14 protein-coding genes are annotated in these 14,102 nt (G+C 38.1%); 8 read left to right on the top strand and 6 right to left on the bottom strand.

Annotated features, from left to right (window positions below; translation table 11 throughout):
• The first annotated feature begins 1 nt into the window (after position 1).
• From FTU06_RS02365 to FTU06_RS02355, 3 genes are all read left to right on the top strand, one after another.
• Positions 2–421 (top strand): DUF6691 family protein, encoded by a 420-nt coding sequence (locus FTU06_RS02365; protein ID WP_180008166.1) that lies wholly within the window; start codon positions 2–4, stop codon positions 419–421.
• Positions 421–1,305 (top strand): MBL fold metallo-hydrolase, encoded by an 885-nt coding sequence (locus FTU06_RS02360; protein ID WP_180008110.1) that lies wholly within the window; start codon positions 421–423, stop codon positions 1,303–1,305. The genes FTU06_RS02365 and FTU06_RS02360 overlap by 1 nt, the downstream gene beginning before the upstream one ends.
• A gap of 175 nt (positions 1,306–1,480) precedes the next feature.
• A complete protein-coding gene (locus FTU06_RS02355) occupies positions 1,481–2,242 on the top strand; it encodes an alpha/beta fold hydrolase (RefSeq protein ID WP_180144718.1) in 762 nt (253 codons plus the stop codon).
• A 45-nt stretch (positions 2,243–2,287) separates the two neighbouring features.
• Here FTU06_RS02355 and FTU06_RS02350 read toward each other — a convergent pair whose 3' ends face one another.
• From FTU06_RS02350 to tssH, 6 genes are read right to left on the bottom strand one after another with little or no spacing between them, the layout of a single operon-like run.
• The gene (locus tag FTU06_RS02350; protein ID WP_180008112.1) at positions 2,288–3,244 is read right to left on the bottom strand and encodes a M15 family metallopeptidase; all 957 of its coding nucleotides are present in this window, start codon (positions 3,242–3,244) and stop codon (positions 2,288–2,290) included.
• Positions 3,241–3,912: a hypothetical protein gene (locus FTU06_RS02345; RefSeq protein WP_180059879.1), complete on the bottom strand. Its 672-nt coding sequence runs from the start codon at positions 3,910–3,912 to the stop codon at positions 3,241–3,243. The genes FTU06_RS02350 and FTU06_RS02345 overlap by 4 nt, the downstream gene beginning before the upstream one ends.
• A gap of 12 nt (positions 3,913–3,924) precedes the next feature.
• Positions 3,925–4,728 (bottom strand): type IVB secretion system protein IcmH/DotU, encoded by an 804-nt coding sequence (gene icmH / locus FTU06_RS02340; RefSeq protein WP_111885479.1) that lies wholly within the window; start codon positions 4,726–4,728, stop codon positions 3,925–3,927.
• Positions 4,729–4,737: 9 nt separating this feature from the next.
• A complete protein-coding gene (gene tssK / locus FTU06_RS02335; protein WP_180089499.1) occupies positions 4,738–6,102 on the bottom strand; it encodes a type VI secretion system baseplate subunit TssK in 1,365 nt (454 codons plus the stop codon).
• A 5-nt stretch (positions 6,103–6,107) separates the two neighbouring features.
• Entirely contained in the window at positions 6,108–7,238 is a 1,131-nt protein-coding gene (gene tssA / locus FTU06_RS02330; protein WP_168379483.1) for a type VI secretion system protein TssA, read from the bottom strand.
• Positions 7,239–7,257: 19 nt separating this feature from the next.
• Positions 7,258–9,930, bottom strand: a complete 2,673-nt coding sequence (gene tssH, locus FTU06_RS02325; protein ID WP_180144715.1) for a type VI secretion system ATPase TssH — start codon at positions 9,928–9,930, stop codon at positions 7,258–7,260.
• Positions 9,931–10,303: 373 nt separating this feature from the next.
• On the opposite strand from tssH, the gene FTU06_RS02320 reads away from it, so the two are divergent.
• The 5 genes from FTU06_RS02320 to tssE all read left to right on the top strand — a co-directional run bounded on the left by FTU06_RS02320 (position 10,304) and on the right by tssE (position 14,093).
• The gene (locus FTU06_RS02320) at positions 10,304–10,999 is read left to right on the top strand and encodes a hypothetical protein (protein WP_180144712.1); all 696 of its coding nucleotides are present in this window, start codon (positions 10,304–10,306) and stop codon (positions 10,997–10,999) included.
• A gap of 15 nt (positions 11,000–11,014) precedes the next feature.
• Positions 11,015–11,518, top strand: a complete 504-nt coding sequence (tssB, locus tag FTU06_RS02315; RefSeq protein WP_078193364.1) for a type VI secretion system contractile sheath small subunit — start codon at positions 11,015–11,017, stop codon at positions 11,516–11,518.
• Positions 11,511–12,995, top strand: a complete 1,485-nt coding sequence (gene tssC / locus FTU06_RS02310) for a type VI secretion system contractile sheath large subunit (protein WP_168379480.1) — start codon at positions 11,511–11,513, stop codon at positions 12,993–12,995. Before tssB ends, tssC begins: the two co-directional genes overlap by 8 nt.
• A 47-nt stretch (positions 12,996–13,042) precedes the next feature.
• A complete protein-coding gene (locus tag FTU06_RS02305) occupies positions 13,043–13,546 on the top strand; it encodes a type VI secretion system tube protein Hcp (RefSeq protein WP_078190771.1) in 504 nt (167 codons plus the stop codon).
• Between the two features lie 70 nt (positions 13,547–13,616).
• The gene (tssE, locus tag FTU06_RS02300) at positions 13,617–14,093 is read left to right on the top strand and encodes a type VI secretion system baseplate subunit TssE (protein WP_078190770.1); all 477 of its coding nucleotides are present in this window, start codon (positions 13,617–13,619) and stop codon (positions 14,091–14,093) included.
• The last annotated feature ends 9 nt before the right edge of the window (positions 14,094–14,102 follow it).

The following is a 14,102-nucleotide window of genomic DNA, read 5'->3' as shown; positions in this document are numbered from 1 at the left end:
GATGAAAAATATATTGGCTTTTATTTTTGGTGGAATTTTCTCATTAGGTTTAATGATTTCTGGCATGTCTAATCCAGAAAAGGTCTTAAGTTTCCTTGATATAACAGGGCAGTGGGATGCGAGTTTAGCTTTTGTGATGATGGGAGCCATTGCAGTTGCATTTATTCCATTTCAAATGGCCGTTCGTCAATCAAAACCGACAACCTTTGATGGGACGGCGATTGAATTACCGAGTAATAATCAAATTGATGCAAAACTCATCATGGGGAGTGTTATCTTTGGAATAGGTTGGGGAATTGCAGGAATCTGTCCAGCGCCAGCCTTTACTTTGATTGGACTTGGCTACTATCAAGCAATTTATTTTGTTGTGGCGATGTTTGCAGGCGTCTATCTACATCGAAAATTTGCGGGAGCAAATTAATGTCAAAGCGTGCACAGGTACAACCTTTTTTTGATGAAAATACCAATACATTCAGTTATGTGGTATCTGATCTACAAACAAAACGATGTGCGATTATAGACAGTGTATTGGATTATGATGCTGCTTCTGCAACTACTCAAACGAAGCATGCAGATTTGATTGTTCGCTATATTCAAGAAAATAGCCTAAGCGTAGAATGGATTTTAGAAACGCATGTGCACGCAGATCACTTAACGGCATCACAATATTTAAAACAGGTTCTTGGTGGCAAAATTGCGATGAGCCATAACATCAAGATTGTGCAGGAAACATTCAGCGCCATTTATAATTTTGATGTGAAATATTTTAATTCACATCAGTCTTTTGATTATTTATTTGCAGATCATGAAGCATTTAAAATCGGCGAGTTAAATGCGTATAACATTCCAACGCCTGGACATACACCTGCTTGTCTGAGCTATGTGGTTGGTGATGATGCTGTGTTTGTCGGTGATACCTTATTTATGCCTGATTATGGCACAGCACGCTGTGATTTTCCCAAGGGCAGTGCAGCAGTATTATTCGATTCAGTACAAAAGATTTATCAGTTAGCACCTGAAATGCGCTTGTTTTTATGCCATGACTATTTACCAGAAAATCGGTCAGAATACTGCTGTGAAAGCAGTGTACATGCACAAAAGGAGCAGAATATTCATATTCACGTTGGTACGAAAAAAGAAGATTTTGTCACAATGCGAACTCAGCGTGATGCAAATTTGGCTATGCCAAAACTGATTTTACCTGCAATACAAATCAATATGGATGCAGGTAAATTTCCAAAACCAGAAGGGAATGGTATTCGCTATTTAAAAATTCCTTTTAATCACTTTAAATCTGCAAATTAAAGACAAAAATCCTTTAGGTTGAATGTAGCTCGCTATTTCATTTTATTAAATAGCCTAAGCAAATTAAATAGTTGTTACATAAAATAGCCTAAGTGTGATTAATAAATTTTAACGGTCATTTGATTTCATTCCATCAACTAGGCATCATAATGCCAATTTAACATAGTATTCAGAAATGATCCTAAATTACGAATATCATCAAAAATTAGAAGGCGAAACGCATCCACTAGTCTTTATTCACGGTTTATTTGGCAGCCTGAGCAACTTAGGGATGCTTGCTAGAGCTTTTCAAAATTCACATTCAGTGATTCAGCTCGATTTACGAAATCATGGTAAATCACATCAAAGTACAGAAATGAATTATCGTGAAATGGCAAACGATGTACTTGAGACATTAGATGTAATTGGCATCGATAAGTTTTCAGTGATTGGCCATTCCATGGGAGGAAAGGTCGCAATGCAATTCGCTTTAATCTCAGAGCGGGTAGTGCAACTTGTTGTATTGGATATCGCGCCCTTTGCATATCAAGAACGTCATCATGATGAAATTTTTACAGCTTTGATTGCTGTACAAAATGCACAAATTCAATCTAGACAACAAGCGGTTGAAATTATGCGTGAGTATATTCATTCAGATATGGTGATACAGTTTCTACTCAAGTCGTTTAGTAAAGGACAATGGTTGTTTAATGTAGATGCGTTGTATAAACAGTATGACCAAATTATTGGTTGGGAAAATATCGGAAATATTTGGCAACAGCCTGTATTGTTCCTCAAAGGTGGACAGTCACCTTATATTTCAAAAGCAGAACATATCAATGCGATAGAACACCAATTTCCACATGCGAAAATTGTAGAAATAGAAGGTGCAGGCCATTGGTTACATGCAGAAAAAACAACTGAAGTTATAGAGCAAATACAAAATTATTTAGATTAATACGGTGTGCCTTCAATTATATTTTGCAGGCACAACATCGAAATACTACTCAATCGAAATGTTATTGGCTTGAAGCTGACCTTCAGAGGTGAGTAATGCCGCCATCTCTGCAGTTTTTTTCAGGCCTGGCATACGATATTCTGTATGACCATAATCTTGAATAGATTTCCAGCGTCCACCCCATGTTAAACCGACAGACTCAGCGGCTTGACCATAAAGTTGATAACCACGCATAGCCCAAGGATCTCGCTCAGTAATGACCACTTTGCCATTGCGTTTAAAGGCGACATCGGCTGCTAAACCAAACTGATGATAACTTTGGAAACCACGCGCACGAGTGGTATTTTTATTGGTGGCTAAATTATTTTGACGCTCTGGACTACGATAACCTTCAAGCAAAACCATTTCATAACCATGTTGTTCACGCATGATTTTGAACACCATCAATAAACGCTGCTTATAACGTGGGTTCATTTTATGCCATTTACGATCTGCTGAAGGCACATCTGTAGAGTATGAATGCGTATGGATATCTTGAACTTCTGGGTTAAAGCTTGAAGCCATAACAGATGGCTGCTCAATCATTGCCGCTTCTTCAGCGATTGCTTCTTGAACAAGATATTCTTCGACTTCAGGAGGCGCATCTAAAACTTGTCCATCGAGCATGGCGTAAATTTGTGGATCGACTTTACGTAAATAATCAGCTTCTACTTTACTTGCAGTAATCGGGCGAGTAAAAGCAAATAATAAAATACTGGCAAACAGTAAAAAGCCTGCAAATAAAATCCACCATTGTTGTAAATGCCAGTGTGATTGAATCTGTTGTGGTGCTGCTGCATAGTTCAGTTCATAAGCAAAATTTTTGGCGTGCTGAATTCTTTTTTTACTTTGTGGAATGATTTGAAAGAAAAAATCCTGAACTTTAATTCTGAGTTCATAAGAAAAACAAAGCACTGTCACCAGTGCTAAGACAAAGAAACAACTAACCAAAAAGATGATCATGGGGAAACTGTAGCGCTCACAGTCGCATTCGCCGTGTTTGTTGCAGCAACCACTTTCGGACGTTTTGTTTCAGAAATTTGCGTTCCGCCCATCGGCTCTTCAAAGTGCTCATCTTCTTTTGCTGCTTTTGTAGATGGCTCTGTAGGCTTGGTCACCTTGGCTGTTGTTGGTGCAGCTTTTGGTTTTGCTAATGTAGCTGGAATATGTTGTTTAACTGTTGTTGTAGCAGCTACAACGGGACGCTGTGGTTGGGTAATTTCAAAAGGTGAACGGTTATTCGCTACAGCTTGAACAGGCTGAGTTACCTTAGTCGTATTGCCATGATTGAAAGCAGTAGCTAAATCATTCGAATATAAACCACTATCCTGATCTTTTTCTTCAGTTGCATGAACGGTTTGCGGTGCTTTTTCAGCTGAAGCTTGCTCATTTTCGTTTTGACGGGGTACAGCGGATGCCTCAGTTTCAGCTTTATCTTCAGTTGGGGCAGAAGTTGTCATTTCTGCATTTGCAGGCTGATCGTCAGAACTTAGATAAAAATATCCCAGGCCAACAACAATAATCACCGCTGCACCAACAAGAAAGCCGATAGCAGCATGAGCTAAAGGCGGTAAATTATTTTTTTGAGTCGACTGTAAAATTCTAACGTTATTCGATTTTTCGTTTGCCATGGTGTCTAAGTCTTATGGTAAATGAATGGTGATATAAGCCTGTTCCGATGGGGCAGTTATGACGTTTTGATATTGTGATAACGCCTGATTATTTTGGCTAGATAACATATATCTCAGTCCACCAAATGCTAATACAGCAAACAAAGCCCAAAAGATAATGATCCAAAAAAATGGTAATTCACGGTGAATAATGTTTTTAATTTGATCCGGCAATGCAGCGAAAGGCGAAAACGCCTTTTTACCTTTCATATAATCAATTTCATCGCCAACACGTGCAACGAGTGAATTGAGCATTTCAATCGATTCAAGTCGGTATTTACCGTGAAAACCAAGGAGCATGCAGTAATGATAAACTTCAAGTGCGGCTAAGCGATCTTTATTCTTAGAACGAATTTGCTCTAAATTTTCAAAAAAGCGATAACCCGCAAGTTGTGAACCAAAAAGACTTAATTGCAGTGGATTCATCATCCAATTGTTTTGTAAATCAAAAAAACGTGCATCTTGTTGGGTGACAATAGTTTCATCTAATAAAGCGCAATAGGCATATTTTGCGTCCGTGATATCTTCATTGCTGAATTGAAGCTTACGGGCTTGGCTTTCAAATCGGTTTAATAGATCCATAATTTTTGTCCTGAAACTTTCAGGGCTGGATGGAACATATTGATTTTTGAGTAAGAACACGATGTAAAAACCATCATGTAGTAGATCAACTAAATTGGTTGAACTGTTGATTTTCGGTTCAGCACTTGGTTTTGAAGAGCCTAATCCAATTTGACCATCGTCAAAAAGTGAAGGGGCATTATTTGAAATATTCATGATTGCTCCTTAACCATTCATCACTGCAATAAGTTCAATCGAGATATCTTGGAAGCCAGCTGGTATGTAAACGCAGATCGATTCAGAATCAAGCATACGCTGATACAAATCATTATTTGGCTCAACTTCAAAATAACTCACACCTGAACGAACTGGAATTGCTGTTGGCACTTGCATCATATGTTGCAATGGAACAGCAGGTAATGCCGCCATGACACGCTGTTCAACATCGACAGTATTGCCGACTTTAAAGCGCAGCGGTACATAAGAAATAATGTCATGTGTAGGCATCACACTACTTGAAACAGCTAAATACAGGCGCGAATCGCGAGTAATTTTGTCACTTTCAAGACTGCCCACCCAGTAGGATTGACGGGTTTCTTTCAAGTTAATACTGATATATCGATTTGAAATAATCGTATCGAGCAACTCACGTAAAATCACATCTAATTGAGCAAAACTTTCTTGCAAATTATGATGTTGATACTGTGGAAGCCGATCTACTTCATAAGCTGTAGAGAAGGTGAGTAAGGAACCTGTCAGACGCAATAATTCAAAATACAAACGTTCAGGATGAATCAGTGGATATTGCAATAAATGATTTAAGGTCGCATGCGCAGTATTCAGCGCATTAACCAACCAAAATGAAACGATATCACCAGAACGGAATTCAATTAACTTTTGTTCGTTTTCACGATTATTCGATTGAATGGTTTTAATTTTAGCTTTGATAATATTGAGCGTTCGTTTAAGCCCGGTAATCAGTGAATCACACGAACTAATATGTAATATTGGTGGGATAAATTGATAATCTAAAACAAAATTACCTGAACTTTGGCGCTTAATTCGGCCTATAGGCATGTAAAGAAAACCATCAAGATTGTGCTGTGGTTCTTGGCCTAATTCAAAGATTTTGAACTCTGCACGGCGGCGTAATAAAGTGATTTCAGCAGCCGTTGCATCTGTAAACAAATCATGAGTTTCAGTCAAATGTGAATGATAGCGACTCGATTGGGTATTTTCTTCAAAATTGACGTTTCGTTTATTCGGTTGAACGATTGGTAATGCTAAATAAATTTGCATTTCACCGCGTAAATTTAATGAATCAAGTAGTACAGGCTCAGGTAATAAGTCTTGTGCAGGTGCTTGATAAATCTCGCCATCTTGCCAAATCATTTCAACTTTATTCAAAGCCAAAGTATTGGTACTGAGTTGTGATTCATCAAAATTTAAACTTTGAATACCATAAGCGAACGGTATCGTTGCGCGAACCGTATGGTTTAAACGCTGTTCATGATAAGCATCTTGTAATTGAAAGTGTTGTGGGCGTAAAAATAATCCTTCGCCCCATAAAATTTTTTCTGCTTTAAACATTGTTTTTACCAGTCGCTATTCGATTCATTGCTTTGTTGCTGAACACCTAACATTTCTTGTACAGCTTCAAGAGGGTTTTCATCCTTAATCACATGGGTTAACCATTCATGCAGTGGCATTTGTGACCATTTAATGGTTTTTTGCAGCATATAACTAACAGGGCTATGCGGCTCATTCACTTGAAAATAGTCAGCAATATCTTGCAAGACTTTCATGGCTTGTTCACGGTTTTCAAGATGATTTTGCACTTGAGGTTTAAATTGCTGTGTATGCTGTTGTTGTATTATTTGCATATCATTCTGCACGGAATTTACAGTGGAAAGTGTCGGGCTTTCAATTGGAGAATTTGATTGAACCGGTTCAGCACTTGATGAATTGATAAAAGCATCTGCTTTATAGATTTTTTTCAAGCTCAAGTGAATCATTTCGATTTGAGAGTCAATACCAGCAAAGCTTGGCGCATCTAACCCCATCAAACCATCAAGAGTCGTTTTTAAGTTTTCCCAATGATTTAAAATATCTAAAAACTGTTGGTAATACTGGTATTGAATTGATTTTGACGTATTGAACAAGGCATGTTCAAACTGTTCCATACCATTAAACGACTCTTCTTGATCATCATCTTCATGGTTAGATTTACGTCTTTGGTTTTGAACATGCAGCAGTCGATCATAGTCGGACAGGGAATACGCTGCCGTACCATGAACGATTGAAACTGATTTAATTAATGTTGGGATTTGATTAATTATCCCTTGTAATAGACCTAGACGTTGATCAAGGTCATCATCCTCAATTTCAGGATGAAGCTGCAGCCAAAAGTCTTGCAAACTTTTTTGTGTAAGTTCAATCCCTTTGGCAATCCCTTCAAAACCATGAATGTGAGTCCACGCTTCAAGCAACCAACCATATAAGCGAATATCTTTAGTTTGTTCGCGAAGTAGATCTGACGATTTTTGGTGCACAAAGCCCCAATCTGCCTGTTTAGGTTCTGCGATCCAGTCGCCTTGATCCAAGAGCGGGTCATCTTGTGTTTTAGCTTTTTTAATTGCATGAAAATCATTTGAAAATGAAAAATCATGACCGCAAGGTAAATCATCCGTAATCGGTTGCAATAAAGCGTCGAGCTCTAAACTCATATTCTACATCGTTCCTAACTTATGCTTCTAAGGTTTTGGTCTTTTTGCTGCTGCGTTTTTTCGCAGGTTTACTTTTAGGATCTAAAACATAAATAATTTCATCGTCTTTGACATCGATTTCAATGATCGATGGAATCTTTTGCTCGCTCATTGCCATGAGTAATTCAGTGGCTAAAGCAGGCAAGACCGTCGCATTTAAAATGTTATCGACATTACGCGCACCACTATCGACCTCAGTACAACGGCTTAATAATAATTCAACTAAATCATCGGTATAACGTGTTTGCGTAGCATATTGTTTTTCAATACGCGCGGTGATTTTTCCTAATTTATGCTGAATAATGCGTACGAGCAGATCATCGTGTAAAGGAAAATACGGCACAATACGCATACGACCTAAAAATGCCGGCTTAAATTGTTTATATAAAGCTGGTTTTAATACATCTAAAAGTTCTTCTGCTGACGGCCATTCCTCTACTGGCTGATTTAAACAGGCCTGCATAATGGCACTAGAGCCTGCATTTGAAGTCAATAAGATCGTAGTATTTTTAAAGTCAATGACACGACCTTCGCCATCTTCCAAAGTCCCTTTATCGAATACTTGGTAGAATAGCTCTTGAACATCGCTGTGTGCTTTTTCAATCTCATCGAGTAAAACCACACTATATGGGTTACGGCGAACTGCTTCGGTTAATACGCCGCCTTGGCCATAACCGACATAGCCCGGAGGAGCGCCTTTTAAAGACGAGACGGTATGTGCTTCTTGATACTCAGACATGTTAATGGTGATTAAATGTGACTCACCACCATATAACTCGTTTGCTAACGCGAGTGCAGTTTCGGTTTTACCCACACCACTTGGGCCAACCAGCATGAAAACGCCTTGAGGTTTATTTGGATCTTCCAATTTTGCCTTAGAGGTTTTAATGCCTTGTACCAGTTGATGCAGTGCATAATCTTGACCCATCACACGTTGTTCTAACTGTGCTTCAAGCTTCAAAATTTGCTGAATTTCATCATTCACCATTTTACCAACAGGGATGCCGGTCCAGTCTGAAATGATTTCATTAATAATTTGAGCATTTACACGTTCAAAAACAAGCGGCGTTTGACCTTGTAACGTTGCCAATTGGTTACGTATATTGCTTAAAGTTTCAATATTTTCTGGTTTTTGCTCGGACTCTTGTTCAAGCGTTTTAATCTGTTGAACGAATTCGAGTTCTTTTTTCCACTGCGTTTCTGTCGACTGAATCTCTTGTTCAAGCGCGGATATTTGTGTTTTTACACTTTCAATGCGTTCGTGGTGAATAGGAATATTCTTATGTTCATTTTCAAGAATCGCCAATTCAAGCTTCAAATTATGTAATTGAGCATGAAGTTGATCCAATTTTACAGGTTGTGCATTTTGCGTTAATGCAACACGTGCAGAAGCCGTATCTAAGACACTAATCGCTTTATCAGGCAATTGACGGCCAGTGATATAACGGTGTGATGCATGGACTGCTGTAACAATAGCTTCATCGTCAATTTGTAAATTGAAATGTTTTGCCATTACGGGAATCATGGCACGCAACATGTCAATTGCAACTTCCTCAGTCGGTTCATCGACCTGAATTACTTGGAAGCGTCGGCTCAATGCGGCATCTTTTTCAAAATACTGCTTATATTCAGCCCAAGTCGTTGCGGCAATGGTTCTTAACTCACCACGTGCAAGCGCCGGTTTTAATAGGTTTGCTGCATCATTTTGACCTGCTTGACCACCCGCACCAATCAACGTGTGTGCTTCATCAATAAATAAAATGATTGGATGTGCAGAGGCTTGAACTTCATGAATGACTTGTTTTAAGCGATTTTCGAATTCACCTTTAACACTGGCACCCGCTTGTAGTAAGCCCATATCTAAAGTATGAATGCTGACATTTTTTAAAGCATCTGGAACTTGGTTGGTTGCAATTTTTAATGCCAGACCTTCAACAACGGCCGTTTTACCAACACCAGGCTCACCCGTTAAAATCGGATTGTTTTGACGACGACGCATCAAAATATCGAGCATTAAGCGGATTTCAAACTCACGACCAATCACAGGATCAATGCCACCATTTTTAGCTTTTTCAGTAAGATTAATGGTGTATTGGTCTAGAGCTGGTGTTTTAACTGGCGTAGTTGCATTCGGTTGTGCTGCTGATTTTTCATCTGGTGATGCAGTTGCTAAATCTTCATTTTCAATGCTCTTTAGGCAAAGATCTAAAAATTTATGTTTAATCGTATCGATAGGTAATAAATCGAAAAGAGAAGAAGCTCTTGCTGCAATTTGGTATAAATCTGGCGCGGTAAGGAGCGCAACAAGTAAATGACCACTACGAATTTGTGGATCTTGTTCAGCAGATGCTAATAACCAAGCTTGTTCAAGTAAGCGCACAATGGATTGGGCAAAAATAGGAGTGCGCGTATTTCCTTTTGGAAGTTGAGCAATACTTTCTTTGAGGTCATCTGCCAAACCGTCTGCAGAAACTTTGTATTTTTCTAAGAGTATTTGAAGGTCATTTTTATTGTTATAGGTTAATAATTCGAGTAAAAAATGTTCGATTTCGATTTCATAATTTTGCTGTGAAATACATGTATTGGCTGACTTTTCGAGTGAAATGCGGGCGTGAGGTGAAAGTTTAGTAATTAAAACTTTTAAATTATTCATAAATAACTCATCAAATTTAGAATCCACAGTACGAAATTTTACAAGTTTGACTGTGATCTCTTTTTTCTTGCTATAAAAATAAAAACTTTAAAATCAACACCTTATATATTATTAGTGTCTTGCTTTAGGCGATATAATACAGACTAAATAAAAAAAGGAAAAATATTTTTTTATAAAATGAAACAAAAAAAAACAAATAGTCGACAAACTTTGGAGTATTTGGCACATTTTTGTATTGACTCTATGTGCTTATTTTTTGTTAAATCTGCAGCATATTTTTAATTTTGATAAATGAAGAGAAAACCCACGGGAAAATAAGTGGTGATTTCTCCACATAAATTAAGTTTTAGCACGTAGAAATACAGAGGCAATTTTGAATAAATTTAGTGTTTTATTACCTATAATTTTAGCAGCCAGTTTAACACAAACCGTTTTTGCAAAAGATAAAGCGGCATCTGTGAAAAAATCCTGTTTAAAGGATTATCCACTGGCAGTAGGTGATACAGATCCAGAGATTATTGGTTTTTATAATCAGTTATGTGACAAAAAAAATAAGAAAAATGAGAACTTAAAAAATGAAATTTTTGTAGATATTGCCAAAAAATATCAAGCCAATGGTTACAATTTAAAAGCATTGCAAGCGGTCAATCTGCTGCGAGAAAAGAACTATCAGTCGCCTGAACTTACTGATGTCACTTTTTTAGCAGGTATCGCTATTTCTTATAATGCGCTGAATCATATGCGCAGTAATGAAAATCGTACTCTAGATGAACAGACCTATTCTCCTGCCAAAGTGTTGTCGGATAACATTCGTTATATTCAGCCGACGATTGATAAATCTACGTCTACTGCAGCAGATGTTCGTGAAAAAAGTGCTGAATCTACGAGCAATGTGAAATCTAAACAGACGATATCTACTAAAAAACGAACCAATACAGCGTCTACCAAGCCTAAACAAACGACTACAGCAGCAAGTAAAAAGAAAACCACCACGACAGCAAAACCGCAGACTACAGCGAAAAAACCTGCTGCCAGTGGTTCACCTTTCGATACATTAAAAAATAAATAACAAGGAAAAGCACTCATGGCAAAACGTGAAAGTGTACAGAAAAAACTTCAACGAATTCGTCCTCCTCGTGTTCAATTGACTTACGATGTTGAAGTTGGCGACGGTAAAGAAATTAAAGAATTACCATTCGTTGTAGGGGTGTTAGGTGATTTCTCAGCGGCATCTGAAGTAGAGAAAACCAAATTAAAAGACAAGAAATTCATTAATGTTGATTTAGATAATATTGATGAAGTAATGGAGTCTTTAGCGCCACGTGCTAATTTTCAAGTTGAGAATACCTTGACTGAAGACGGTGGAAAAATGTCGGTAGATCTTACATTTAAGAGCATGGCTGATTTCACTCCAGAGCAAGTTGTACAACAGGTTGATCCATTACAAAAGTTAGTTGCCGCGCGTGAGCGTCTGTCTGACTTGCGTAATAAAATTTCAAATAATGAACGCTTAGAAGATTTACTGGATGAAGTGTTACATAACACTGATCAAATTCGTAAGTTGAGTGTGGAGGCAGAAAATGAGTAATTTTAATACTGCAACTGCTGCAAACCTTGAAGCAACTGAAGAATATTCGCTTTTAGATTCAATTGTCGAACAAAGTCGTATTGCGCGTACAGATCAAGAACATGATCGTGCAAAAAGTCTGATCGGTGAACTTGCCAAAGAAGTCATGGCAGGTACCATCACCGTTTCGGACAATATGACTTTATCAATTGATAAGCGTATTGCTGAAATTGATGCGTTGATTTCATCTCAGTTAAGTAAAATCATGCACCATGCTGAATTTCAAAAAATTGAATCGACATGGCGTGGTTTGTATTATTTCTGCCAAGAAACACCTTCAAATTCTTTAACAAAAATTCGTATGTTAAATACGACGAAAAAAGAATTGATTAAAGATTTCCAAGGTGCGACCGATTTTGACCAAAGCACGTTGTTCAAAAAAATCTATGAAGAAGAATATGGATCATTCGGTGGTGCGCCTTATGCAACATTGATTGGTGACTTTGAGTTTGACCGTACTCCATCTGATATGTATTTGCTTGAGCAAATTTCACATGTCGCTGCGGCTGCACATGCACCGTTTATTTCGGCTGCTAGCCCGAATATGTTGGGACTAGAGTCTTTTACTGATATTGATCGTCCGCGTGATGTATCTAAAATCTTTGAAACAGCAGAATATGTACAATGGCGTTCATTCCGTGAAAGTGATGATGCACGTTATGTTGCGTTGACAATGCCACGTGTATTGGGTCGTTTGCCATATGATCCAAAAGAAGGCATTGCCACTGAAGGATTTAACTTCGTTGAAGAAGTTTCAGGTGAAAACCATAATGAATATTTATGGATGAACGCGGCTTATGCCTTTGGTACACGTTTAACCAATGCTTTTGATATGCATGGTTGGTGTGCTGCGATTCGTGGTGTAGAAGGTGGTGGTTTAGTTGAAGGCTTGCCTGTCCATACGTTCAAAACCAATGATGGCGAAGTGGTCTTTAAATGCCCAACTGAAATTGCCATTACTGACCGTCGTGAAAAAGAACTGAGTGATCTTGGTTTTATTCCGTTGGTACACTGCAAAAATACGGATTATGCAGCATTTTTCGGTGCGCAATCGACGCAAAAACCTAAAAAATATGACAGCGATACGGCAAATGCTAACTCTGCATTGTCTAGCCAGATACAATACATCATGGCAGTTTCACGTATTGCACATTATTTAAAAGCAATGATGCGTGACAAAGTGGGTAGTTTTGCATCAGCGGGTAATGTTGAGACCTTCTTAAATGAATGGTTATCGCAATATGTATTGCTCGATGATGGTGCATCTCAAGAAGCTAAAGCTCAATATCCATTGCGTGAAGCTTCTGTAAAAGTTGTAGAAAATCCAGCTTTGCCTGGTCACTACAAATCTGTGGTTTTCTTAAGACCACATTTCCAGTTGGATGAGTTGTCTGTTTCATTACGACTTGTGACCGAGTTACCTCAGTCCTCAAATTAATTTGGGTCAACACTATAATAACTTTAAATAAATAGGTATTCAGAACAATGAAAGATATATACATTCAATTTCGTGGTAAGTACAAAGTAGACGGCGAATCTCGTGATGCAGAGCACAAGAGTTGGTTAGAAGTAAACTCTTGGACGCATAACATCCGTCAACCTAAATCTGCGACTTCTTCAAGTGTGGGTGGTCACACTGCAGAACGTGTAGAACATTCTGATATGGTTTTTGTTAAAGATTTAGACGCGACAAGCCCTAAACTTTGGGAAGCATGTTCAGCAGGTTATACATTTGATGAAGTTCAAATTGATTTCTACCGTGCGAATGGCGACAAACGTATTAAATATCTTCAAATCAAACTGAAACATGTGTTGGTTTCTAGCGTGACTCCAACTGTAAATGATGAAGGTGTTCCACACGAATCATTTGGTTTGAAATATGCTGCAGTAGAGTGGACATATAACCAACAAGATATTAACGGTACTGCGAAAGGTGCTGTTACTAAGAAGTGGTCATTATCTAACAACACTGCTTCATACGCAGCGTAATAGATGGATTCAGATAGAGGCTAACTAGGGTAGCCTCTATTTTCATTTTTTTAAATATTTATAAGAAGATATGAATCTCGATCAGCTTTATCCTTACGGTTTTAGAACGACATTATTTGACCGCTTATTACCAGCAGATGCTCAGCAGACTCAAGGTCTGTCTTTGCAAGAACTACGTGAATCTGTTGCTTCCGATTTAGAGGATCTCCTCAATAGTCGGGTGGCAAAATTAGATGAACTAATTGATGACTTTCCATTAGCAAAAAAATCTATTTTGCAATTTGGCATTATCGATTTTGTTGGCTTATCGACTGCAAATCCATCGGATCGCGACAAAATTTGCCAGTCAATTGAGCAATCGATTGCTGCACATGAACCGCGTTTAAAACAGATTCGAGTCGAAATGCTCATGGATGGCCATAATATGGGGGCACTATGTTTAAGTATTCAGGCATATTTAAATATTCATCCTTTATATGAACCGGTTATTTTTGATGCCTTATTAAAACCAACAACACAACAATATGTTATTTCTCCAAGAGCTTAATGAAGTGGG

The sequence above is a fragment of the Acinetobacter sp. YH12052 genome, from assembly GCF_013419835.1.
In the GTDB taxonomy this organism is placed as follows: domain Bacteria; phylum Pseudomonadota; class Gammaproteobacteria; order Pseudomonadales; family Moraxellaceae; genus Acinetobacter; species Acinetobacter amyesii.
This window is presented reverse-complemented; position numbering and strand designations above follow the sequence as displayed.